23 protein-coding genes are annotated in these 21977 nt (G+C 60.1%); 11 read left to right on the forward strand and 12 right to left on the reverse strand.

Annotated elements, in window-relative coordinates:
- Nucleotides 1–22 precede the first annotated feature (22 nt).
- Genes GIW69_RS08230 through GIW69_RS08240 form a run of 3 tightly spaced genes read right to left on the reverse strand, consistent with a single transcriptional unit; the run spans nucleotide 23 to nucleotide 3581 of the window.
- Nucleotides 23–295 (reverse strand): oxidative damage protection protein, encoded by a 273-nt coding sequence (locus tag GIW69_RS08230; protein ID WP_236481627.1) that lies wholly within the window; start codon nucleotides 293–295, stop codon nucleotides 23–25.
- On the reverse strand, nucleotides 292–1359 hold the full coding sequence (gene mutY / locus GIW69_RS08235) for an A/G-specific adenine glycosylase (protein WP_236481629.1): 1068 nt from the start codon (nucleotides 1357–1359) through the stop codon (nucleotides 292–294). The genes GIW69_RS08230 and mutY overlap by 4 nt, the downstream gene beginning before the upstream one ends.
- Nucleotides 1356–3581 (reverse strand): AsmA family protein, encoded by a 2226-nt coding sequence (locus tag GIW69_RS08240; RefSeq protein ID WP_236481631.1) that lies wholly within the window; start codon nucleotides 3579–3581, stop codon nucleotides 1356–1358. The genes mutY and GIW69_RS08240 overlap by 4 nt, the downstream gene beginning before the upstream one ends.
- 438 nt (nucleotides 3582–4019) lie before the next feature.
- Between GIW69_RS08240 and GIW69_RS08245 the strand changes: the two genes are divergently transcribed.
- The 7 genes from GIW69_RS08245 to GIW69_RS08275 all read left to right on the forward strand — a co-directional run bounded on the left by GIW69_RS08245 (nucleotide 4020) and on the right by GIW69_RS08275 (nucleotide 9995).
- Nucleotides 4020–5684, forward strand: a complete 1665-nt coding sequence (locus GIW69_RS08245) for an OFA family MFS transporter (protein WP_236481633.1) — start codon at nucleotides 4020–4022, stop codon at nucleotides 5682–5684.
- Between the two features lie 263 nt (nucleotides 5685–5947).
- The gene (gene hisB / locus GIW69_RS08250) at nucleotides 5948–6541 is read left to right on the forward strand and encodes an imidazoleglycerol-phosphate dehydratase HisB (RefSeq protein ID WP_007897437.1); all 594 of its coding nucleotides are present in this window, start codon (nucleotides 5948–5950) and stop codon (nucleotides 6539–6541) included.
- Nucleotides 6541–7179 carry an imidazole glycerol phosphate synthase subunit HisH gene (hisH, locus tag GIW69_RS08255; protein ID WP_236481634.1) on the forward strand — a complete coding sequence of 213 codons (639 nt, stop codon included), beginning with the start codon at nucleotides 6541–6543 and terminating at the stop codon, nucleotides 7177–7179. Before hisB ends, hisH begins: the two co-directional genes overlap by 1 nt.
- Nucleotides 7180–7440: a DUF2164 domain-containing protein gene (locus GIW69_RS08260; RefSeq protein WP_236481635.1), complete on the forward strand. Its 261-nt coding sequence runs from the start codon at nucleotides 7180–7182 to the stop codon at nucleotides 7438–7440.
- 100 nt (nucleotides 7441–7540) lie between these two features.
- Nucleotides 7541–8281, forward strand: a complete 741-nt coding sequence (hisA, locus tag GIW69_RS08265) for a 1-(5-phosphoribosyl)-5-[(5-phosphoribosylamino)methylideneamino]imidazole-4-carboxamide isomerase (RefSeq protein WP_236481637.1) — start codon at nucleotides 7541–7543, stop codon at nucleotides 8279–8281.
- A 110-nt stretch (nucleotides 8282–8391) separates the two neighbouring features.
- On the forward strand, nucleotides 8392–9162 hold the full coding sequence (gene hisF, locus GIW69_RS08270) for an imidazole glycerol phosphate synthase subunit HisF (protein WP_236481639.1): 771 nt from the start codon (nucleotides 8392–8394) through the stop codon (nucleotides 9160–9162).
- 77 nt (nucleotides 9163–9239) lie between these two features.
- The gene (locus GIW69_RS08275; protein ID WP_236481641.1) at nucleotides 9240–9995 is read left to right on the forward strand and encodes a substrate-binding periplasmic protein; all 756 of its coding nucleotides are present in this window, start codon (nucleotides 9240–9242) and stop codon (nucleotides 9993–9995) included.
- A gap of 80 nt (nucleotides 9996–10075) precedes the next feature.
- Here GIW69_RS08275 and GIW69_RS08280 read toward each other — a convergent pair whose 3' ends face one another.
- From GIW69_RS08280 to gpmI, 4 genes are all read right to left on the reverse strand, one after another.
- A complete protein-coding gene (locus GIW69_RS08280) occupies nucleotides 10076–10852 on the reverse strand; it encodes a divergent polysaccharide deacetylase family protein (RefSeq protein ID WP_236481643.1) in 777 nt (258 codons plus the stop codon).
- A 2-nt stretch (nucleotides 10853–10854) separates the two neighbouring features.
- Complete coding sequence (locus GIW69_RS08285; RefSeq protein WP_236481645.1) at nucleotides 10855–12174, reverse strand: S41 family peptidase; 1320 nt, start codon at nucleotides 12172–12174, stop codon at nucleotides 10855–10857.
- A 31-nt stretch (nucleotides 12175–12205) separates the two neighbouring features.
- Nucleotides 12206–13492, reverse strand: a complete 1287-nt coding sequence (locus GIW69_RS08290) for a murein hydrolase activator EnvC family protein (RefSeq protein ID WP_236481647.1) — start codon at nucleotides 13490–13492, stop codon at nucleotides 12206–12208.
- Between the two features lie 251 nt (nucleotides 13493–13743).
- A complete protein-coding gene (gene gpmI, locus GIW69_RS08295; RefSeq protein ID WP_236481648.1) occupies nucleotides 13744–15273 on the reverse strand; it encodes a 2,3-bisphosphoglycerate-independent phosphoglycerate mutase in 1530 nt (509 codons plus the stop codon).
- A gap of 153 nt (nucleotides 15274–15426) precedes the next feature.
- Between gpmI and GIW69_RS08300 the strand changes: the two genes are divergently transcribed.
- The 3 genes from GIW69_RS08300 (at nucleotide 15427) to secB (ending at nucleotide 16643) form a co-directional block, all read left to right on the forward strand.
- Complete coding sequence (locus tag GIW69_RS08300) at nucleotides 15427–15840, forward strand: rhodanese-like domain-containing protein (protein ID WP_236481649.1); 414 nt, start codon at nucleotides 15427–15429, stop codon at nucleotides 15838–15840.
- A 1-nt stretch (nucleotide 15841) separates the two neighbouring features.
- On the forward strand, nucleotides 15842–16096 hold the full coding sequence (gene grxC, locus GIW69_RS08305; protein WP_236481651.1) for a glutaredoxin 3: 255 nt from the start codon (nucleotides 15842–15844) through the stop codon (nucleotides 16094–16096).
- Between the two features lie 61 nt (nucleotides 16097–16157).
- Entirely contained in the window at nucleotides 16158–16643 is a 486-nt protein-coding gene (gene secB, locus GIW69_RS08310) for a protein-export chaperone SecB (RefSeq protein WP_221733139.1), read from the forward strand.
- 171 nt (nucleotides 16644–16814) lie between these two features.
- On the opposite strand, the gene GIW69_RS08315 is transcribed toward secB, so the two are convergent.
- The gene (locus GIW69_RS08315) at nucleotides 16815–17270 is read right to left on the reverse strand and encodes a tRNA (cytidine(34)-2'-O)-methyltransferase (protein WP_236481653.1); all 456 of its coding nucleotides are present in this window, start codon (nucleotides 17268–17270) and stop codon (nucleotides 16815–16817) included.
- Between GIW69_RS08315 and GIW69_RS08320 the strand changes: the two genes are divergently transcribed.
- A complete protein-coding gene (locus tag GIW69_RS08320; protein WP_236481655.1) occupies nucleotides 17269–17709 on the forward strand; it encodes a hypothetical protein in 441 nt (146 codons plus the stop codon). The two genes, GIW69_RS08315 and GIW69_RS08320, sit on opposite strands and share 2 nt — an antisense overlap.
- A gap of 519 nt (nucleotides 17710–18228) precedes the next feature.
- Here GIW69_RS08320 and ntrC read toward each other — a convergent pair.
- From ntrC to GIW69_RS08340, 4 genes are all read right to left on the reverse strand, one after another.
- Nucleotides 18229–19665, reverse strand: coding sequence for a nitrogen regulation protein NR(I) (ntrC, locus tag GIW69_RS08325; protein WP_236481656.1), 1437 nt, complete (start codon nucleotides 19663–19665; stop codon nucleotides 18229–18231).
- Entirely contained in the window at nucleotides 19662–20747 is a 1086-nt protein-coding gene (glnL, locus tag GIW69_RS08330; RefSeq protein WP_236481657.1) for a nitrogen regulation protein NR(II), read from the reverse strand. Before glnL ends, ntrC begins: the two co-directional genes overlap by 4 nt.
- Before the next feature lie 231 nt (nucleotides 20748–20978).
- Entirely contained in the window at nucleotides 20979–21605 is a 627-nt protein-coding gene (locus GIW69_RS08335) for a DUF4124 domain-containing protein (protein ID WP_236481659.1), read from the reverse strand.
- Nucleotides 21602–21977: DUF4124 domain-containing protein (locus GIW69_RS08340; protein ID WP_236481660.1), on the reverse strand; the 376-nt coding region annotated here is incomplete at its 5' end. The genes GIW69_RS08335 and GIW69_RS08340, both read right to left, overlap by 4 nt.

Consider the following 21977-nt stretch of genomic DNA (forward strand, 5'->3'; position numbering starts at 1 on the left):
TACGACCCCCGATTTTTCGCGATTATTCCGACGGCGGCACGTAGCCTTCGGCCTGGGCGTATTCTTCGCCGGAGAAGTACTTGTCCATTTCGCCCTGCAAGAATTTGCGGCCGTCGGCGTTCATCATGTTCAGGCGCTTTTCGTTGATCAGCAGGGTCTGGTGCTTCTGCCAGTCAGCCCAGGCCTTGGCCGAGATGTTGTCGAAAATGTCCTGGCCCTTGGGGCCCGGGTACGGTGGGCGTTCGAGGCCTTCGAGTTGTTCTTTGTACTTGCGGCACATTACGGTGCGGGTCATGGCGACACTCCTGCATTCAATACGGCGGCCGCGCGTTCGAGCAAGGTTTTGACCGGGGCGGCAAGGCCCAGGCGCGGCGGGGTGGCGAGGTTATACCAGAGCCAGTCGGCCTCGGCCACGTGATGGCCGGCCTTCTGCACCTGAACCAGCCAGGGTTCGATGGATAACTGGAAGTGGCTGAACGTATGGACGAGGCTCGGTAGCGCTTGCTGCTCGCCCAGTTCCAGCGAGTGTTGATCGGCCAGATGTTGCAGGTCGTCGAGGTCGTCGAGTTCCGGCAGGCTCCACAAACCGCCCCACAATCCGGTTGAAGGGCGACGATAAAGCAGAATCGCGCCGTCGCCGTCGGACAACATCGGCATCAGCGTGCGTCGCTGCGGAATGGCTTTGCGTGGCTTGGGAATCGGATAGCGAGTCTCCAGACCGAGCATGTGCGCCTCGCAGCCTTTTTCCAGCGGGCAGAGCAGACAGCTCGGCTTGCTGCGCGTGCAGAGCGTTGCACCGAGATCCATCATCGCCTGGGTGTAGGCGTTGACGCGGTCATGGGGCGTAAAGCGCTCAGCGTTGGCCCACAACTGTTTGGCAACCTTTGGCTCGCCGGGGTAGCCCTCTTGCGCGGTAAAGCGCGCCAGCACCCGTTTGACGTTGCCGTCAAGGATCGGCGCGCGCAGGCCCATGCTGATGCTGGCAATTGCGCCGGCGGTGGACAGGCCGATGCCCGGCAGATCAGTGAGTTTTTCGACGTCCCGAGGAAATTCGCCGCCGTACTGGCTGACGACGATTTTCGCGGTCTTCTGCAAATTGCGCGCGCGGGTGTAGTAACCCAGGCCTGTCCACAGATGCAGCACTTCGTCTTCCGGCGCTTCGGCCAAGGCTTCGACCGTCGGCAGCGCGGCCATGAAGCGGTCGAAATAATTGAGCACGGTGCTGACCTGAGTCTGTTGCAGCATGATCTCCGAGACCCACACCCGATAGGGGTTGATCCCTTGCTGCCAGGGCAGGTCGTGGCGGCCGTGGTGGTCGAACCACTCCAGCACCGCCGTGGAAAATTGCTCCGCTCTCATCGTTTGAACAGCCCCTTCAAGGCGTTTTTCAGTTCCGGGCTGACTTTGTCGCCGAGTTTCTCGTCGATCTTTTCGCTGAGCTTGTCGCCGGCCAATTGGGCCGCGACTTGCCCCATGCGCTCGTTGTCGAGACGGCAGGCCTTGGCACCCAATTCCAGCGGGCCACGGCAGCGCAGCGGCCACGAAATGCCGACGAATTTATCGCCGACCTGACAGGCCGGATCCGGCATCGGGCCCTGGTCACCTTCAACGATGATGCCGACGCGATAGTCCATACCGAGCACTTTCAGGTCGATGTCGCCGTCGCCGTCGACGGTCATGCCCGGGATGCGCACTTTGAGATCCGGATTGCTCGCCACGCCGTTGCGAAAGGTCAGGTTGCCCTTGAGCTCCTGGAACGGCGTGTCCTTGCCCCGTGGCTCGCCGCTGAGGGTTTTGCGGTTGAGCGTGGCGATGCCTTTGCACAGCTGCTGTTCGAGGTTGGCATTGAGCAGCACACCGTTGTTGATGACAAAACTGGCGTTGCCGTTCAGCGTTTCAATCAGCGCCTGCTGGCTGTTGCCGCTGCCGGTGATGTTGCTGGTGAGCGTCACCAGGCCTGTGGCGGGCGGCTTCTTGCCTTGGCTTTCGAGGATTTTTTCCACCGGCACGCGGTTGATCCGGGTTTGCAGGTTCAATACCGGCGCGGTCTGGCGCACGTCCAGCGTGCCTTTGGCTTCGAAGTCGCCGTTGTACAGTTCGCCGCGCAAGCTCTCCAGAGTCAGCAGGCCGCTCTGGCCTTTGGCTTTGAGCGCGGCGTTCTGGATCGGCAGTTTATCGAGGGTCAACTGACCGAAGGTCAGGTCAGCATCGACATCGAGTTTGCTCAGGCGCTCGACCGGCAACAGACGCTCGGTACTCCAGGCGCTTTTGCTCGGTTTGTCCGGCAGCGGCGTGCTGCCGGCGCCGGCCATGGCATCGGCTTCGGTGCTGGCGACTTCGGCCTGACGCACTTGGGTCGCGCTGTTGGCCTCGGCGGATTTCGGCGGCAGGTAGCGGTCGACGTTGAAGGTGTCAGCCTTGAGGATCGCCCGCAGCGATTGCTTGGCGAAATCTTCAACGGCGATACGGCCGCTGAAGCTGCTGTCATCGAGTTTCAGGTTGATGTTGTCGAGGGAGGCGCTGGTTGGCGTGGCCGCGATGCGACTGACCAGTTCGACCTTGCTCAGGCTGCCTTCGGCCATGGCTGGAAGTGTCTGGCCGATGCTGTCGACGAACTTCGCCAGATCGAACTGAGCGATGGAAATGCCGCCCGTAATCTGCGGCGTCTTGTCGAGGTCGTTGGCTTTCAGTTCGCCCAAGGCGCGCAACTGGTTGGCGGAAATCTTGATGCCGGTCCACTCCGCGACGTTCGCAGCCTTGTCCAGCAGCAACTGGCCCTGGGCGGCGAAGGTCACGGTTTTGCCTTGCAGCGGGTCGCCGGCCAGTTCGCCGGTCAGCTTCAGATCTTCGAACTTGTAGCGCTGAACGGCGCGTTCAAAGCGCAACTCGCCGCTGAGTTCGGTACGCACCCGCAGCACAGGTTGATTGGTGCCAAGGAACGCGGTGGCCTTGATCGGAATGTTCGTCGAGTCGTGGATCGGTCCGGTGCTCAACTGGATGCTTTCGGCGCTGAACTGCTTGCCGGTCTTCTCGTCGGTGTATTCAACGCGGGCGTTGTTGACGGTCAGGCTGTCGATGTCGAGGCGAACCGGTTGCGCCGGTTTTTCCGTCTTTACGGTGGTTTCTGGAGTGGGCTCGCTGGAGGCGGGCGGGGCGTCGGCAGGGGTGGCAGGCGCCGGCACCTTGCCGATGTCTTCCCAATTGCCGTGGCCGTCCTTGTCGCGGTTCAGGCGCAGGTTCAGGCCTTCGACCCGCACATCGCTCATCTGCACTTCGCGGCGCAGCAGCGGCAGCACGCGTACAGACAGGCCAAGCATCTGCAAGTCGGCGAAAGGCTCGGCAGGCTTGGCCAAGGTCGCGACACTGGCTTCGTGCAATTCCAGCCCGAGCCACGGAAACAGGCTCCAGCCGATATCGCCATTGAGCGTCAGCTCGATGTGGGCCTTGTCGCGGGCAATCTGGCGGATCTCGTCTTTGTAATCGTTGGGATCAAACAAGTGGGTCAGGGCAAAGCCCAGTGCCACGATGATCAGCAACAGCCCGAGAAGTACCAGACCCAGGATTTTGCCGAACGCTTTCATGGGCGAGTCCTTGTAGTTAGTCGAATTTGTAATTTAGCCGGGGAGTATAGCGCTGGATCATTCCCGGTCGGGGTCATCAGACGCAAGAGCGCCCGCTTGCGACGCCATTTTCTGATCTTGGTTCACCCTTGTAGTCATATTGCGGTCAATCTTTTGCAAGTCCGGCCGATCCTTCTAACTGGGAGCTTTCAGCGCTTTGACAAGGGGCGGCACGAGGCTTTCCAAGAGGTATGAGATCAGACGACATGAAAAAAGGTGATATCAGTTTGGTTTTTCTGTCACCTGAGGATGTTAACCTTCGCGCGTTCGTCTGCCCCTCTGCGACTTAACGTCGCGCTTTCAAGGAGCTTCACCCGCAAAAAAACGGTCATGCCTGCGTGCATAAGGCCGGGGTGGAGCAGTGGTTGACGAACAATACTAATAATTGGGGGATACACAATGAGCACAAGCATCACGGCGGACGGCTTTAAAGCCGATCAGCCTGCGTTCCTGTCCAAGGAACGCATCATCGCCAAGCCCGGTTTCAACCGCTGGCTGGTGCCACCGGCCGCTCTGGCCATCCATCTGTGCATCGGCATGGCCTACGGCTTCTCGGTGTTCTGGTTGCCGCTGTCCAAGGCGCTGGGCGTGACCGCACCGGTGGCTTGCGCGCCGGACATAAGCTTCATCGCACAAGTTTTCTCGTCGCAATGCGATTGGCCGATCTCCATGCTCGGCTGGATCTACACCCTGTTCTTCATCTTCCTTGGCTGCTCGGCAGCGATCTGGGGTGGCTGGCTCGAACACGCCGGTCCTCGTAAGGCAGGCGTCGTCTCGGCTTTGTGCTGGTGCGGCGGTCTGCTGATTTCGGCGCTGGGTATTTATACCCACCAGATCTGGCTGATGTGGATCGGATCGGGCGTGATCGGCGGTATCGGTCTGGGCCTTGGCTACATTTCGCCGGTGTCGACCCTGATCAAGTGGTTCCCGGACAAGCGCGGCATGGCGACCGGCATGGCGATCATGGGCTTCGGTGGTGGTGCGATGGTCGGTGCGCCGCTGGCGACCGCTCTGATGAGCCACTTTGGTTCGGCTGAAGGCGTCGGCGTCTGGCAGAGCTTCGTGGCCATGGCGGCGATTTACTTCGTCTTCATGATCGGTGGCGCCTTGGCCTATCGCGTTCCGCCAACCGGCTGGAAACCAGAAGGCTGGACTGCTCCGGCGAAAAAAGCCTCGAACGCGATGATCACCAATCGCCACGTTCACGTGAACGTTGCCTGGAAAACCCCGCAATTCCGTCTGGTCTGGCTGGTGCTGTGCCTGAACGTTTCGGCGGGCATCGGCATCCTTGGCATGGCGTCGCCTTTGTTGCAGGAAGTGTTCGGTGGCAAGTTGATCGGTGTGGATCTGCCGTTCGGTCAGCTGGACGCTGGTCAACTGGCTTCCATTGCTGCAATTGCTGCCGGCTTCACGGGTCTGCTGAGCTTGTTCAACATCGGTGGTCGATTCTTCTGGGCGTCGTTCTCCGACTACCTGGGCCGTAAAAACACTTACTTTGTGTTCTTTGCCTTGGGCTTTGCGCTGTACGCGTTGATCCCGAACCTTGGTCACCTGGGCAACGTTGCACTGTTCGTGGCGGCGTTCTGCATCGTGCTGTCGATGTACGGTGGTGGTTTCGCGACCGTTCCGGCTTATCTGGCCGACCTGTTCGGTACGCAAATGGTCGGCGCGATCCACGGTCGTCTGCTGACGGCGTGGGCGGCGGCCGGTGTGCTCGGTCCGGTACTGGTGAACTACCTGCGTGAATATCAGCTGAGCATCGGCGTTGAACGCGCTGCCGCTTACGACATCACCCTGTACATCCTCGCCGGCTTGCTGGTGCTGGGCTTTATCTGCAACCTGATGGTGCGTCCGGTCGCTGACAAGTACTTCATGTCCGACGCTGAACTGGCCGCCGAACAGGCGCTGGGCCATGACAAGGGCGCTGACGGCAGCACAGTGCTGGAGTGGAAAGCCGCGCCGGGCTCCAAGCCGTTTGCGATCGCCGCGTGGCTGGTGGTGGGCATTCCGTTGGCGTGGGGTGTTTGGGTGACCCTGCAGAAGACGGCGGTACTGTTTCACTAAGTAAAAACGCAGTACCCCTGTAGGAGTGAGCCTGCTCGCGATAGCGGTCTGACAGTCAACCAAAATGGTGAATGTCAGGCCCCAATCGCGAGCCGGCTCGCTCCTACAGTCGTTTAGGGTGGCCGGAATAACTTATATGGACATGTCTATTCCCGACTGCACGGGATTCTATCCGTCAGTCATATCACCTCTCATGTTTCTGTTTCCCGCCCGCGCCCCTATAATGGCTGCCTTTTTCGCCCAATGATTTTGCGGAGCTGGTGATGGCCGAACGTATGGCGTCTGTCGAGCGCGACACTCTGGAAACCCAGATCAAAGCCTCGATCAACCTAGATGGCACCGGAAAGGCCCGATTTGATATCGGTGTTCCTTTTCTTGAGCACATGCTGGATCAGATCGCCCGTCACGGGTTGATCGACCTGGATATCGTCAGCAAGGGCGACCTGCATATTGACGACCACCACACCGTGGAAGACGTCGGTATCACCCTTGGCCAGGCGTTTGCCAAAGCCATCGGCGACAAGAAAGGCATCCGTCGCTATGGCCATGCCTACGTGCCGCTCGACGAAGCGTTGTCGCGCGTGGTGATCGACTTTTCCGGTCGCCCTGGCCTGCAAATGCACGTGCCTTACACCCGCGCTACCGTCGGCGGCTTCGACGTTGATCTGTTCCAGGAATTCTTCCAGGGCTTCGTCAACCACGCACTTGTCAGCCTGCACATCGACAACCTGCGCGGCACCAACACCCACCACCAGATCGAAACCGTATTCAAGGCTTTCGGCCGCGCGCTGCGTATGGCGGTGGAGCTTGACGACCGCATGGCCGGGCAGATGCCGTCGACCAAAGGCGTTCTGTAATGCAGACCGTTGCGGTAATCGATTACGGCATGGGCAACCTTCATTCGGTGGCCAAGGCCCTCGAGCACGTCGGTGCCGGCAAGGTCTTGATCACCAGCGATGCCGACGTGATCCGTGAAGCCGACCGGGTGGTTTTCCCCGGCGTTGGTGCGATTCGTGACTGCATGGCGGAGATCCGTCGCCTGGGCTTCGATTCGCTGGTGCGTGAAGTCAGCCAGGATCGTCCGTTTCTCGGTATCTGCGTCGGCATGCAAGCCTTGCTCGACAGCAGCGAAGAAAACGACGGCGTCGACTGCATCGGCCTGTTCCCGGGCGCGGTGAAGTTCTTCGGCAAAGACCTGCATGAAGACGGCGAACACCTGAAAGTCCCGCACATGGGCTGGAATGAAGTGAAACAGTCGGTGAGTCACCCGCTGTGGCATGACATTCCGGATCTGGCGCGGTTCTACTTCGTGCACAGCTACTACATCGCCGCCGCCAATGCGCGGCAGGTAGTGGGCAGCGGTCATTACGGTGTCGACTTCGCTGCAGCGCTGGCCGACGGTTCGCGCTTCGCCGTGCAATTCCACCCGGAGAAGAGCCATACCCATGGCCTGCAACTGCTGCAGAACTTCGCCGCGTGGGACGGTCGCTGGTAAATGGCCGCCAAGAAGTCCAGACCGCCGATCCTGACGCTCACACCTGAACAGGAAAGTGAGGCCAGTCGCAAGATCCAGCGGTTCATGGAAGACCGCTTCGAACTCGACCTTGGTTCGTTCGAAGCAGCAGAAATTCTTGAGCTGTTTACCCGTGAAATTGCTCCGCACTATTACAACAGGGCGATTTTCGATGTGCAGACCCACCTCAAGGAGCGGTTTGAAAGCATCGAAAGCGACCTGTGGGCGCTAGAGAAGAATTAGGGCAGCGGCAAGCATCAAGCTGCAAGCTGCAAGAGATAGACACGCGTGCGCGCTTGCAGCTTATAGCTTGCAGCTTGCAGCTCTTTGACGAAGGAAAAGCATGCTAATCATTCCCGCTATCGATCTTAAAGACGGCGCCTGCGTGCGCCTGCGCCAGGGCCGCATGGAAGATTCCACGGTGTTCTCCGATGACCCGGTGAGCATGGCTGCCAAGTGGGTGGAGGGCGGTTGCCGTCGTCTGCATCTGGTCGACCTGAACGGTGCGTTCGAAGGCCAGCCAGTCAATGGTGAAGTGGTCACCGCCATCGCCAAGCGCTATCCGACTTTGCCGATCCAGATCGGTGGCGGCATCCGCTCGCTGGAAACCATCGAGCACTACGTCAAGGCTGGCGTGAGCTACGTGATCATCGGCACCAAAGCGGTGAAAGACCCAGCGTTCGTGGCTGAAGCCTGCCGCGCGTTCCCGGGCAAAATCATCGTCGGTCTAGATGCCAAAGACGGTTTTGTCGCCACCGACGGCTGGGCTGAAATCAGCACCGTGCAGGTCATCGATCTGGCCAAGCAGTTTGAAGCCGACGGCGTGTCGTCGATCGTTTATACCGACATCGCCAAAGACGGCATGATGCAGGGCTGCAATGTCCCGTTCACCGCCGCGCTGGCCGCCGCCACCAAAATCCCGGTGATCGCGTCTGGCGGCATCCACAACCTCGGTGACATCAAGTCGCTGCTCGACGCGAAGGCGCCGGGCATCATCGGTGCGATTACCGGCCGCGCGATCTATGAGGGCACGCTGGATGTGGCAGAGGCTCAAGCTTTTTGTGATGGCTACCCGGCCAGATAGAAGCAGCTTCAAGCGGTAAGCTGCGAGCTGCAAGTTAGAAGCGCGACCGCGATCCGCTTTTTCTTGCAGCTTTGAGCTTGAAGCTTGCAACTCTTAATCGGAGATTAAGCATGTCATTAGCCAAGCGCATCATCCCTTGCCTGGACGTGGACAACGGCCGGGTCGTCAAAGGTGTGAAGTTCGAGAATATCCGCGATGCCGGCGACCCGGTGGAAATCGCACGTCGCTATGACGAGCAGGGCGCCGACGAGATTACCTTTCTCGACATCACCGCCAGTGTCGATGGCCGCGATACCACGTTGCATACCGTCGAACGCATGGCCAGCCAGGTGTTCATTCCGCTGACCGTGGGCGGCGGCGTGCGTACCGTGCAGGACATCCGCAATCTGCTGAACGCGGGTGCAGACAAGGTGTCGATCAACACCGCCGCGGTGTTCAACCCGGAATTCGTCGGCGAAGCGGCGCAGCATTTCGGCTCGCAGTGCATCGTCGTTGCCATTGATGCCAAGAAAGTCTCTGGCCCCGGCGAAACCCCGCGCTGGGAGATCTTCACCCATGGCGGGCGCAAGCCGACCGGTCTCGATGCAGTCGAGTGGGCGAAGAAAATGGAAGGCCTGGGTGCCGGCGAAATCCTGCTGACCAGCATGGATCAGGACGGCATGAAAAACGGTTTCGACCTCGGTGTAACCCGCGCCATCAGCGATGCGCTGGGCATTCCGGTGATCGCTTCCGGCGGTGTCGGCAACCTGCAGCATTTGGCCGACGGCATCATCGAAGGCCACGCGAGTGCGGTATTGGCGGCGAGTATTTTCCACTTTGGCGAATACACCGTGCAGGAAGCCAAGGCCTACATGGCCCATCGCGGCATCGTGATGCGTTAAAGAAACGATACAGGCCAGTGGACAGCATGGCGGGCTCAAGGCACTCTTGGGCACGCCATGGATTTCGGTAGCCAGACATGATCAAACGCCTGCTTTTACTTCTCGCCAGCGCTTCTCTGTTGTTGCTCGGCACTGCCCGTGCCGAGAACAGTCCGGACACCGACCTGGTGCTCCTGACGGAAAACTTCCCCCCGTACAACATGGCGAAGGACGGCAAGAACTTCGCCAAAGGCGAGAACATCAACGGGATCGCCACCGACATCGTCCGCGAAATGTTCCAGCGTGCCGGCATCACCTACAGCCTGACACTGCGATTTCCATGGGAGCGCGTCTACAAACTCGCCCTGGAAAATCCCGGCTACGGTGCATTCGTGATGGCGCGTTTGCCGGATCGCGAAAAGCTCTTCAAATGGGTCGGGCCCATCGGTCCGGACGACTGGATCATGTTGGCCAAGGCTGACAGCAAGATCACCCTCGAAAGCCTCAACGATGCACGCAAATACAAAGTCGGTGCCTACAAGGGCGATGCCATTGCCGAGACGCTCACCAAGCAGGGCCTGAAACCGGTGGTGGTGCTGCGTGATCAGGACAACGCGAAGAAGCTTGTCAGCGGTCAGATAGATTTGTGGGCCACGGGTGACCCGGCCGGGCGCTATCTGGCGCGTCAGGACGGTGTGACGGGGCTCAAGACTGTGCTGCGCTTCAACAGCGCCGAGCTTTATCTGGCGCTCAATAAAGATGTGTCGGATGAGACGGTTGCGAAGTTGCAGGCGGCGCTGGATCAGTTGCGCAAGGATGGGGTGGTGGACGAGATCATGGCGCGGTATTTGTAGCGCCTGTAAAAAGATCGCGGCTGCGGCACCTCCTAGAATGGAATGCGTTCCCTTCAGGTCTGCCGCAGGCTGCGATCTTTTCAGCGATACACGCCATCCTTCCCATGCGCAGCCGTCGCCCGGTTACTGCGCACACTGATCATCTGCCTGATATCAATCCACTCAATCCCTTGAGCCTTCAACTTCGGTAATTCGCGCTCCAGCACCGCCAGGGTCTGCGGATACGGATGCCCGATCATCACAGCCGAACCTTGCTTGCGCGCCAGGCTGATTGCGGTCTGCAACTGAGTAAAGATCGCTGCTTCGGTGCGCTCATCGTCAAGAAACACATCCCGCGAAACGCTCGCCAGATCGATCTTTTGCGCCTGCTGCGCGCCGACCGTTTGCGCGCTGGTGCGGCTGTCGACGAAGAACTTGTGCCGACGCTGCAAATCCGCCATCAACCATGCCATGGCGGCCGGTTGCGCGGTCATGCGGCTGCCCATGTGGTTATTGATGCCGGCAGTGTAGGGCACGACTTTGAACGCGGCGTCGAGGCGTTTGGCGAGTTCTTCAATGGGCAATTCAGGATGCCAGGCGAACGGGCCGGTGGCTGGATCCATCGGCATGTGCAGGATGACGATCTTGCCGGCGCGATGGGCTTCGCGGGCGAATTCGGTGGCGTGGGGCGTGTCGGGCATGATCGCCGCGGTGACCGGGCCGGGGAGGGCGAGCACCCGTCGATCCCGAGGCAAGTTTTGCCCCAGGTCGTCGATGATCAGGCTCAGGTAAACCTTGTGAGGTTTTGACGTGGCGGGTTCCGCGTGAACGGCGCCCGCCAGACAGCACAACAGCACGAAAATACAGCGAAAAACCATCCTCAACGGCCGGACGTGATGCTCAAGCCTTTGAGCAGGCTCAAGGCCTGGGCCAACTGGTAATCGTCATCCTGCGGCATCGCCTTCGCTTTGCCGCCGTAGCCGGTCGGTTTGTCGGCGCCGCCGTTGCCGTTGCCCAAGTGGCCCTGCAGGTCGGCTTCCTTGAAGTAGTCGCTGTCCGCTTCGCTGGTGATTTTGGCCTTGCGCACTTCGATGTCCGGGACGATGCCCTGAGCCTGGATCGAGCGGCCGTTTGGCGTGAAATACAGCGCGGTGGTGATCTTCAGGGCACGGTCGTTGTTCAGCGGCAGCACGGTTTGTACCGAACCTTTGCCGAAACTGGTGGTGCCCATGACCACGGCACGTTTCTGATCCTGCAAGGCGCCGGCAACGATTTCCGATGCCGAGGCGCTGCCGCCGTTGATCAGCACAACCATCGGCACGGCTTCGCTTTCGTCCTTGCCGGTGGCGGAGAAGCGCAGCTCGGAGTTGGCGATCCGGCCTTTGGTGTAGACGATCAGGCCTTTGGTGATGAAATGGTCGACCACTTCCACCGCCGCTTGCAGCACGCCGCCCGGGTTGTTGCGCAGGTCGAGGATCACGCCGTTGAGCTTCTTGCCGTTGTCCTTGCGCAGTTTGGCCAGGGCCTTGGAAACTTCTTCGCCGGTCTTGACCTGGAACTGAGTGATGCGGATGTAGCCGTAACCCGACTCCAGCAATTGCGCCTTGACGCTCTTCACTTGAATCACTGCGCGGGCCAGGGTCACGTCGAACGGAGTGCCGCCGTCGCGCACCAGGGTCAGGGTGATCTTCTGCCCGATCTTGCCGCGCATCTTGTCCACGGCTTCGGTCATGCTCTGGCCGCGCGTCGGTGCGCCGTTGATCTTGACGATGAAGTCGCCGGCCTGGATGCCGGCCTTCGAGGCCGGCGTGTCGTCAATTGGCGACACGACTTTGATAAAGCCGTCTTCGGCGCCGACTTCGATGCCGAGGCCGCCGAATTCGCCGCTGGTGCTTTCCTGCAGTTCAGCGAAGTCTTCCGGGCCGAGGTAAGCCGAGTGCGGATCAAGGTTGCTGAGCATGCCCTTGATGGCGTTTTCCAGCAGGGTCTTGTCGTCGATAGGATCGACATACGCGGCTTTGATCCGGTCCATGACCTCGGCAAAGGTGCGCAGCTCTTCCAGCGGCAACGGTGCCTTGGCGGTGGCTGCGGTGCCTGCCGGTGCGACGGTCGGGGCCGGTTGTGCGGCGAACGCCAGGGGCGCGCCGATCACCAGGGCGATCGTCAGGGCCAGCGAGGTAAGGCGGGACAAATGCAGCATGTCGAACGAACTCCTGAATTAGGTAACGCGCTTATCCTTGCGCGCGACACCATTGCGCCGGATCACTCGGGTGACCCTGCTGACGAATTGCGAAATACAGTGCCGATGTGTCTTGCCCGCCGCTGTTGCCGACGGTGGAAATGGACTCACCGGCTTTAACCACGTCACCTGCCGACTTGAGCAGTGTCTGGTTGTGACCGTAAAGACTCAGAAAACCGTTGCCGTGGTCGAGAATCACCAGCAGCCCCGCGCCACGCAACCAGTCGGCAAACACCACGCGCCCGCCGTGCACGGCATGCACCTGGCTGCCGGCGGCGGCGCTGATCATCACGCCGTCCCACTTGGTGCGGGCATCGTCGCCACGGCGTTCACCGAAGCGCGCGAGCAATCGACCATCAACCGGCCATGGAAGTTTTCCCCGGGTCGCAGCAAATGCACCGCCAAAGGTCTCGCCACTGCTGGAAACCAGCGCGCCAGGTGTCGATCGAGCCGGTTTACGTGGGGCGTCGCTGTTTTCAGCCTGGGCCTCACGCAAACGCTTTTTTTCGGCTTCCTGCTGGGCGATCAGCGCTTTCTGCCGCGCTTCTTCTGCCTCCCGGGCCTGACGGGCGAGGGTTTCTTCAATGGTTTTAAGGACTTTAGACAGGTCTGCTTGATCTTGCTCGCGTGACGCCAGTTTCTGGTCACGAGCCTTCATGTCGTCGTTGAGTTTGGCGAGGACTTTCTGGCGTTCCTTGCGGACTTTGTCGAGTTCGTCGCGCTGGCTGTCGAGGCTGCTTTTCTGTACCAGCAATTGCGCCTGCTGCATGGAGATGTCTTTTTCGACATTCGCCAGTTGGCGCAGGGTTTCGTTGAAGTTCTTCAGCTGTTCCAGGCGCGCCTGGCTCAGGTAATCGTAATAGGTGAGGGTGCGGGCGAATTTTTCCGGGTTCTGCTGGTTGAGCAGCAGTTTCAGGTATTCCTGGCGGCCATTCTGATAAGCCGCACGGGCCTGGATGGCGATCAGTCGTTGCTGTTCAGTGCGCGCGCTCTGGAGTTTTTTTTTCTCTGCATCGAGACGCTGCAGCTCGGATTCGCTTTTCTTCAGCTCTTTTTGCAGGGCATCGACCTGCTTCTCGAGATTGCCCATCTCGGTCTCGGTGCCTTTGAGCTCTTTCTGCACGCCTGATTTTTCTTCCTGGAGCTTGCCCAGCAGTTTCTTCAGCTCGGCAATGTCCTGACGCGTGGCGTCCAACTGCTGTTGGGTTTGCGCGCGCTCGTCAGCGAAGGCCGGTTGGAGCAGGCAGGTCAGAGCAAGGGCGATCAGGACGCGAAGCATAGGGGCGGGCGGCACCAGGGAAAGGGACGGCCTAGTATGCCCGCCCGACGCTGCAAAAAAAACGCCCAATTGGGGCTGTGTGATAACTGGAGCAAACGACAGGCCCGATTCCATCTGGAAAACGCCATAAACCACTGTGGGAGCTGGCTTGCCAGCGATGGCGCCTGCACATCCAACATCGCTGTCGGCTGTCAGATTGCTATCGCTGGCAAGCCAGCTCCCACAGGGTTTTGCGGTGCTTCGGGGTTCAATCAGACCAGAATCGATGTGCCGGTCATTTCCGCCGGTTTTTCCAGGCCCAGCAGCTTGAGCATGGTCGGGGCCACATCCGCCAGTACGCCGCCTTCACGCACCTTGAGGTCACGTTTGCCGACATAAATGAACGGCACCGGCTCGGTGGTGTGCGCGGTGTGCGCCTGGTGGGTTTCTTCGTCGGACATTTTTTCGCAGTTGCCGTGGTCGGCGGTAATCAGCGCTTCGCCGCCGACTTTCTCCAGTGCCTCGACGATGCGACCGACGCAGGTGTCCAGACATTCCACGGCTTTTACTGCCGCGTCGAACACGCCGCTGTGGCCGACCATGTCGCCGTTGGCGTAGTTGACCACGATTACGTCGTAACGCTGGTTTTCGATGGCATTGACGATGCGGTCGGTGACTTCCGGCGCGCTCATTTCCGGCTGCAAGTCGTAGGTGGCGACTTTCGGCGACGGGATCAGGATGCGCTCTTCGCCCGGGAACGGTTCTTCACGCCCGCCAGAGAAGAAGAAGGTCACATGGGCGTATTTTTCGGTTTCGGCGATACGCAGTTGGGTCTTGCCGTTTTTCGCCAGGTAGTCGCCCAGCACGTTTTCCAGGCTGCCGGCGGCGAAGGCCGAAGGTGCGGGAATGCTGGCGGCATATTGGGTCAGCATGACGAAACCGGCCAGTTTTGGCTGGCGGGCGCGTTCGAACTCTTTGAAATCGTCTTCGACAAACACCCGGGTCAGCTCGCGGGCACGGTCGGCGCGGAAGTTCATGAACACCACGGCGTCGCCGTCTTCGACTTTCACTGGCTCGCCGATGGAGGTGGCCTGAACGAATTCGTCGCTCTCCCCGCGCGCATAAGCGGCTTCAAGACCTTCCTGAGCGGTGGCGGCGTTGAATTCGCCCTTGCCGTCGACGATCAGGTTGTAGGCCTGGGAGACGCGATCCCAGCGGTTGTCGCGATCCATCGCGAAGTAGCGACCGATAATGCTGGCGATGCGGCCCTTGCCGAGTGCCTGGAAGGTCGCGTCGAGCAGTTCGATCGACGAGGTGGCGCTTTTCGGCGGCGTGTCGCGGCCATCAAGGAAGGCGTGCAGATAGATCTTTTCGGCGCCGCGCTTGAAGGCCAGTTCGGCCATGGCGACCAGGTGATCCTGGTGGCTGTGCACGCCGCCGTCGGACAGCAGACCCATGAAATGCACGGCTTTGCCCGCGGCCACGGCCTTATCCACAGCGGCGCAGATGGTCGGGTTCTCGAAGAACTCGCCGTCGCGGATCGATTTGGTCACGCGGGTGAAGTCCTGATACACCACGCGGCCGGCGCCGAGGTTCATGTGACCGACTTCAGAGTTGCCCATCTGGCCGTCGGGCAGACCGACGTCCATGCCGCTGCCGGAAATCAGGCCGTTTGGCACGGTGGCCGTCAAACGGTCCAGTACAGGCTTTTTCGCCGCGAACACGGCGTTGGATTCGTGGCTCTCACTGTGACCGAAGCCGTCGAGAATCATCAGGACCAAAGGTTTAGGCGTGGTAGTCATGGAATCCACTCGTGGCTGAGTTAATAGAGGGCGATGGAAAAGGGAGTGAGAGTTTAAAGCTAAGTTCCTGCGCCGTCACCGCCGGACGGGGTTTGGTCGACCATGGTCGCTGTGTATACTGGCCGACATTTTAACGCCCTGGAACCTCCTTCGATGGTTGCTCACCTGATTGAATTTGCCACTAACCACTACATTCTTGTCGGTATCTTCGTCGTACTGCTGGCTCTGCTGCTTGCGCACACCATGAAGGGCGGCGGTAAAAGCCTGAGCACCGGCGAATTGACCGCTCTGGTCAACAAGGATGCAGGCATCGTGGTGGACATCCGCCCGATCAAGGATTTCGCCGCCGGTCACATCGTGGGCGCGGTCAACATTCCTCAGGACAAACTGACTGCACGCGTTGGTGAGCTGGAAAAGCACAAGGCCAAGACCATCATTCTGGTCGATGCCCTCGGCCAGACCGCCGGCACCCACGCCCGTGAGTTGATGAAGTCCGGCTTCACCGCCGCCAAACTGTCCGGCGGGATCTCCAGCTGGAAGGGCGACAACCTGCCATTGGTGAAGTGATATGAACAAAGTCGTCGTCTATTCCAGCGATTACTGCCCTTACTGCTCGCGCGCCAAGTATCTGCTCGCGAACAAAGGCGTGGCCTTCGAAGAGATCAAGGTCGATGGCAAGCCGCAGTTGCGTGCCGAAATGACTCAGAAAGCGGGGCGCACATCCGTGCCGCAGATCTGGATCGGCGACAAGCACGTCGGCGGTTGCGATGAGCTTTATGCCCTGGAGCGCGCCGGCAAGCTCGACGCGCTGCTCAAGGCCTGAACGGCTGCACTCGGCTTCAAACAAAGAACCCTAAAAGACCCAAGATCAGAAAGGATCTGAGATGACTGACCAACAGAACACTGCAGCCAGCGAAGAAGAAACCGCACCGCAATTCTCCTTGCAGCGCATCTATGTACGCGACTTGTCCTTCGAAGCCCCGAAAAGCCCGGCGATCTTCCGTCAGCAGTGGGATCCGAGCGTCGGTCTGGATCTGAACACCCGCCAGAAAGAGCTGGAAGGCGATTTCTTTGAAGTCGTGCTGACCCTGTCGGTGACCGTGAAGAACGGTGACGAAGTAGCCTTCATCGCTGAAGTGCAACAGGCCGGTATCTTCCTGATCAAGAACCTTGATCCGTCGTCGATGAGCCACACCCTCGGCGCGTTCTGCCCGAACATCCTGTTCCCGTATGCCCGCGAAACCCTGGACAGCCTGGTCACCCGTGGCTCGTTCCCGGCGCTGATGCTGGCCCCGGTGAACTTCGACGCCCTGTACGCGCAAGAGCTGCAGCGCATGCAGGAAAGCGGCGAGACCCCGACCGTTCAATAAACGGCCAGGCAACACCCAATGTGGGAGCGAGCCTGCTCGCGAATAGGGCGTGTCAGATGACGAACATGTCGACTGATATACCGCTTTCGCGAGCAGGCTCGCTCCCACATTTGTTTTCATGGTCGCCGAATGATCGTTCCCGCGCAGATCGTGGAATGATCACTTCATGTTTTATTTGAAGTCGTTCTGGCGCCAGGCTTCGTAGACCGCGACCGCTACGGTGTTGGACAGGTTCAGGCTGCGGCAGCCCTCACGCATTGGCAGGCGCAGGCGCTGGTCGGCCGGCAGGGCGTCGAGCACCTCGGCAGGCAGACCCCGGCTTTCCGGGCCGAACAGGAACGCATCGCCGGGCACAAACGCCGCATCGTGAAACGGCCGCGAGCCTTTGGTGGTGAACGCGAACAGCCGTGGGTTACCGAGGCTTTCCAGGCAACTGGCGAGGTCGGCGTGGCGTTGCAGGGTGGCGTACTCGTGGTAATCGAGCCCCGCCCGACGCAGACGTTTGTCGTCCATGTCGAAGCCCAGCGGTTCGATCAAATGCAGGTGGCAGCCACTGTTGGCGCACAGCCTGATAACGTTGCCGGTATTCGGCGGAATTTCTGGTTGAAAAAGGATGACGTGAAACATGCACGGCTCCGAAGGTAAAGATGACGCGCATTCTACGCCGCAAGCGGATCCGCGTTCGAAACTATTCCCGCGAGTGATGGCGTCGCTGGCGATTGTCGGGGTCATGGTCGGTCTGATGATCGGCCGGTTGACCACGCCTGATCCGAGTGTGCTCGAGCAGATCGAGGTCACTGAAGGGGGGCTGGTCGCGTGGTTCAACAACGAGCCGAAACTGCATGGCGAGATCGTCGATGGCAGCGTCGCGTTGTTGTTCGAGGCCGAGGGCAAGGCGCAGAAAGGCCAGCTCAAGCTCAACGGCAAGGACGTGAACTGGCGGACGCGATTGAGTGACGGAGGGTTGTTGCTGACGCTGGTGGCGGCGCGCCCACTGCAAGGCGAGTGGGCCGGTCACGAGGTTGATGACCGCTGGCGGCTGGAGATCCGTCTCCGAGAGCAATAAAAGAGGGAATCCCCGGCCTGCCTGTACCAAGGTTCCCAAAAGGCTGGGCTTGCATCGTGCGACGTAAGCCCGGTGTAAAGAGGGAACCCCTGACCTGCCTGTATCAAGGGCCCCAAAACGGGGTGGGCTCGTCGCTTGTGCGGTGTGAGCCCGGTGTAAAGAGGGGAATCCCCGGCCTGCCTGTACCAAGGTCCCCGAAACGGGTGGTGAATCGAATCACCTGTAAGGGTTATTGCAGGGCGCGTGCCAATTTAAGTATTTGGAAACAGAAAATTTCCCCACATACACGAAAGCCCCGCAATCCGGGGCTTTCGTGTATGTGCAGCTGTGGTTTTTCGATCTTGCCTGAAGGGGTTCACGGCAGGCCGGTATGCCCGATCACGGGTCAGCGTGCATTGATCCGGTGCATGCGGGCTCTGGAAGCATCGCGAGCAGGCTCACGCCTACAAGTGGAACGCGTTCCCCTGTAGGCGCGAGCCTGCTCGCGGTGGGTTTTACGGTCAGCGAAGAATGCAGGGCTTAGCTTTCATCCCCCTCATCATCATCCCCACCATCCACCTTCATCCCCAATTCCTTGATTTTGCGGGTCAGGGTATTGCGCCCCCAGCCGAGCAACACCGCCGCGTCACGACGACGTCCGGCAGTGTGCTTCAAAGCCGTCTCGATCATGATCCGCTCAAATGTTGGCACCGCACTGTCGAGCAGGCTTGACTGACCGCGCGCCAACGCCTGATCGGCCCACTGACGCAGCGCCTGCTCCCAGTTGGTCACGGGTGCCGAATCCTGCGGCAGGCTCAGCAGCTCCGGCGGAAGGTCGCTGACGTGCACTTCGCGTCCGGACGCCATGACGGTGATCCACCGGCAGGTGTTTTCCAGCTGACGCACGTTGCCCGGCCACGGCAGATTTTTCAGGTATTCCTCGGTCTCGCTCTTCAGCAGCTTCGGCTCTACCGCCAGTTCCTGCGCGGCGCGGCTGAGGAAGTGCTTGGCCAGGGTCGGGATGTCTTCGCGACGATCCGACAGCCGCGGGATGTGAATGCGGATCACGTTGAGGCGGTGGAACAAATCCTCACGGAATTTCCCGGCGTGCACCAGGGTTTCCAGATTCTGGTGTGTTGCGGCGATGATCCGCACGTCAACCTTGACCGGTACGTGGCCGCCGACGCGATAAAACTCGCCGTCCGCCAGAACGCGCAGCAGGCGGGTCTGGGTGTCGGCCGGCATGTCGCCGATTTCGTCGAGGAACAATGTGCCGCCGTCAGCCTGTTCGAAGCGTCCGCGACGCAGGTTGGCCGCGCCGGTGAACGCGCCTTTTTCATGGCCGAACAGCTCGGACTCCATCAGGTCTTTCGGGATCGCCGCCATGTTCAGCGCAATGAACGGCGAAGCCGCGCGCGGGCTGTGGCGGTGCAAGGCGTGGGCGACCAGTTCTTTACCGGTGCCGGATTCGCCGTTGATCAGCACGGTGATGTTGGAGTGGCTCAAGCGCCCGATGGCGCGAAACACTTCCTGCATCGCCGGCGCCTCACCGATGATTTCCGGGGTACGGGTCAGTGTCGGGACGACTTCCAGGCCTTGTTGTTCCTGGGCGTGCTGGTTGGCACGCTTGACCAGCGACACCGCTTCGTCGACGTCGAACGGTTTTGGCAGGTATTCGAACGCACCGCCCTGATAGGAGGCGACAGCGCTGTCCAGATCGGAATGAGCGGTCATGATGATGACCGGCAGCCGTGGGTGTTGTTCACGAATCCGCGCCAGCAGATCGAGGCCGCTGGCACCCGGCATGCGAATGTCGGAGATGATCACGTCCGGCTGCTGACGGGCCAGGCGACTCATCACGCCGTCGGCGCTGTCGAAACTCTGGGTGGTCATGCCTTCCTGTTGCAGGGCTTTTTCCAGAACCCAACGGATAGAACGGTCGTCATCGACGATCCACACGGTTTCACTACGGCTCATGTCGATGTGGCTCCTTGTTCCAGTGGCAGAAAGATCGAGAACGTGGTGTGGCCGGGGTGGCTCTCACACTCGATCAGGCCCTGGTGCTGGCTGATGATGTTCTGGGTAATGGCCAGGCCCAGCCCGGTACCGTCCGGACGACCACTGACCATGGGAAAGAAAATGGTTTCCTGGAGTTCCGCCGGGATGCCCGGGCCGTTGTCGATGATTTCGATCTTGGTCACCAGGCGATGACGGATGTGGCCGATGGTGAACTGGCGCATGGCGCGACTGCGCAGACTGATACGGCCCAGGCGCAGCTCGTTCTGGCTACTGATCGCCTGCATGGCGTTGCGCACGATATTCAGCACGGCCTGAATCATTTGCTCGCGGTCGATCAACACGTCGGGAATGCTCGGGTCGTAATCGCGCACCAGCGTGATGCAGCCCTGGCTTTCGGCTTCGACCAACTGGCAGACGCGTTCGAGCACTTCGTGAATGTTGCACATGGCCAGCGACGGCAGTTTGTTCGAGCCGAGCATGCGATCGACCAGATTGCGCAGGCGATCGGCTTCTTCAATGATCACATTGGTGTAATCGCGCAGGCTGTCTTCCGGCAGTTCGCGGGCCAGCAATTGCGCGGCGCCACGGATGCCGCCCAGAGGATTTTTGATTTCGTGTGCCAGGCCGCGCACCAGCATCTTGCTGGTTTCCTGTTTCGACAGCTGCGCTTCTTCTTTGGTGATACGCAGCAGGCGATCACGGGGGTGGACTTCCAGCAACAGCATTGTCGCGCCATCGCTCAGGATCGGCGTCACCGCGTAATCGACGGTGAGGGTCTGGCCGGTAAGGGCGGTGAGCATCGCTTCGCGCTTGGTGAACGGATGCGCCTGTTCCACGGCCTGACGCAGCGAATTGAGCGCCTCGGTGGATTCGGTGAACAGCTCGCTGATGAACTGTCCATGGCTGCGCTGACCGCTGATGGCCAGCAGCATTTCCGCTGCCGGGTTCATGTATTCGAGGCGCAATTCAGCGTCGAGCAGAATAGTGGCAGTGGTCAGGTTGTCGAGTAGCAGGCGGTGCAGTGCGTCGCTAATGGTCATCTGAACCCCTTTTTGGAGCATGGCGTGCGCGAGAAACAGGCGCTGTTACACGGAAAATGCAAAAACCAAACCAAGGCTCCGAAAAGAAGCGTTCGATGCCTGAAACAGGCGTTTGACGCTCGTTTGCGTGGCACGTGGCCAGCTCATTCGGGAAGTTTCGAACCAAAATGGGTTGGAATGTGAGTACGGTGCAGCTTATCGCACCAATATAGTGCGCAAAGCTGAACGGCGTCAGAAGAAGCGCAGGAAAGGGTTTTTCGGTTCTTCGGGTTTGTCCTTCAGCGGACATTCTGGGCGCACGCCGTAATCGTCCGTGGTACAGGGTTTGATCTGGCGTTTTTGCGCCAGTGAGATGCGTAGCATGTGGAATGGCTGATTGGCTGTGCGCTCGACGATGCGATTGTCGGTATCGAGGATTTCCACGGACAGGTTATGGCTGCCCCGATCGATGTTGCTCAGCGGGAACACCGGGCTCAAGCCCGGTTCGCCGACCGTCTGGCCGTCGAGCAGCAAGCGGTAGCGATGACCTTTTTGCAAGCCGGGCTCGCTGGTGACACTGACGATCAGTTCGCCGGCGCTGCTGCGCAGTGTGGCGTCCGGTTCGGGAATCAGAATGCGCAGCATGTCGTAGTGGAAGGGCGGCGGCGCATCCTGTTTTTTAGCCGTTGTCAGTGGCGCGCTGCTGGTTGAGATGGGAGGCATACGATTGCTGGTTGCCAGCGGCACACGCTTGGCATTGCCCGGGCGCGGCTGGTCGGTATAGACGCGATTGCCTTGAGCATCGATATAGGTGAACACCTCGGCCGAAGCGCAGAGGCTTAGCAGGGCGAGGCTGACGAACAGCAACCCGCGAATCACGGCGTATGCACCCGTTGCACGGTGAAAACCACGACAGGACTCTGCTGGAGGATCGCCTGGCCATTGATGACCTGAACGGCCAGACGATGTTCGCCCCGGTCGACATTCACCAGTTGCAGCACCGGCACATTGCTTGGCTGGCCGTAGGGTTCGTCGTCCAGCACCAGACGTAACTGATGAGGCGGTTGCAAGCGTGGCTTGAGCAGGACGTTGACGGTAAACGTGCCGTTATTGGCGCGCAGGGCTTCTTCGGTGGGCAGGCCGGCAAGTTCGAGGACGTCGTAGGCGTTGCGGGATTGTTCGCGGTTTTCGGTCGCGGGTGGTGGCGGTTCGGTCGGGGCTTGGGGGTGGCTCTTTTTCACATCTGTAGGT

The sequence above is a fragment of the Pseudomonas syringae genome (assembly GCF_021605415.1).
GTDB lineage: Bacteria > Pseudomonadota > Gammaproteobacteria > Pseudomonadales > Pseudomonadaceae > Aquipseudomonas > Aquipseudomonas syringae_S.

Coding starts and splice junctions, on each gene's coding strand:
- hisF (WP_236481639.1), top strand. CDS start 8,392: ATGTCATTAGCCAAGCGCATCATCCCTTGCCTGGACGTGGACAACGGC.
- hisA (WP_236481637.1), top strand. CDS start 7,541: ATGCTAATCATTCCCGCTATCGATCTTAAAGACGGCGCCTGCGTGCGC.
- GIW69_RS08275 (WP_236481641.1), top strand. CDS start 9,240: ATGATCAAACGCCTGCTTTTACTTCTCGCCAGCGCTTCTCTGTTGTTG.
- hisB (WP_007897437.1), top strand. CDS start 5,948: ATGGCCGAACGTATGGCGTCTGTCGAGCGCGACACTCTGGAAACCCAG.
- GIW69_RS08290 (WP_236481647.1), bottom strand. CDS start 13,492: ATGCTTCGCGTCCTGATCGCCCTTGCTCTGACCTGCCTGCTCCAACCG.
- grxC (WP_236481651.1), top strand. CDS start 15,842: ATGAACAAAGTCGTCGTCTATTCCAGCGATTACTGCCCTTACTGCTCG.
- GIW69_RS08300 (WP_236481649.1), top strand. CDS start 15,427: ATGGTTGCTCACCTGATTGAATTTGCCACTAACCACTACATTCTTGTC.
- GIW69_RS08280 (WP_236481643.1), bottom strand. CDS start 10,852: ATGGTTTTTCGCTGTATTTTCGTGCTGTTGTGCTGTCTGGCGGGCGCC.
- GIW69_RS08230 (WP_236481627.1), bottom strand. CDS start 295: ATGACCCGCACCGTAATGTGCCGCAAGTACAAAGAACAACTCGAAGGC.
- ntrC (WP_236481656.1), bottom strand. CDS start 19,665: ATGAGCCGTAGTGAAACCGTGTGGATCGTCGATGACGACCGTTCTATC.
- GIW69_RS08240 (WP_236481631.1), bottom strand. CDS start 3,581: ATGAAAGCGTTCGGCAAAATCCTGGGTCTGGTACTTCTCGGGCTGTTG.
- GIW69_RS08260 (WP_236481635.1), top strand. CDS start 7,180: ATGGCCGCCAAGAAGTCCAGACCGCCGATCCTGACGCTCACACCTGAA.
- mutY (WP_236481629.1), bottom strand. CDS start 1,359: ATGAGAGCGGAGCAATTTTCCACGGCGGTGCTGGAGTGGTTCGACCAC.
- hisH (WP_236481634.1), top strand. CDS start 6,541: ATGCAGACCGTTGCGGTAATCGATTACGGCATGGGCAACCTTCATTCG.
- GIW69_RS08285 (WP_236481645.1), bottom strand. CDS start 12,174: ATGCTGCATTTGTCCCGCCTTACCTCGCTGGCCCTGACGATCGCCCTG.
- GIW69_RS08320 (WP_236481655.1), top strand. CDS start 17,269: ATGCACGGCTCCGAAGGTAAAGATGACGCGCATTCTACGCCGCAAGCG.
- GIW69_RS08245 (WP_236481633.1), top strand. CDS start 4,020: ATGAGCACAAGCATCACGGCGGACGGCTTTAAAGCCGATCAGCCTGCG.
- GIW69_RS08315 (WP_236481653.1), bottom strand. CDS start 17,270: ATGTTTCACGTCATCCTTTTTCAACCAGAAATTCCGCCGAATACCGGC.
- gpmI (WP_236481648.1), bottom strand. CDS start 15,273: ATGACTACCACGCCTAAACCTTTGGTCCTGATGATTCTCGACGGCTTC.
- glnL (WP_236481657.1), bottom strand. CDS start 20,747: ATGACCATTAGCGACGCACTGCACCGCCTGCTACTCGACAACCTGACC.
- secB (WP_221733139.1), top strand. CDS start 16,158: ATGACTGACCAACAGAACACTGCAGCCAGCGAAGAAGAAACCGCACCG.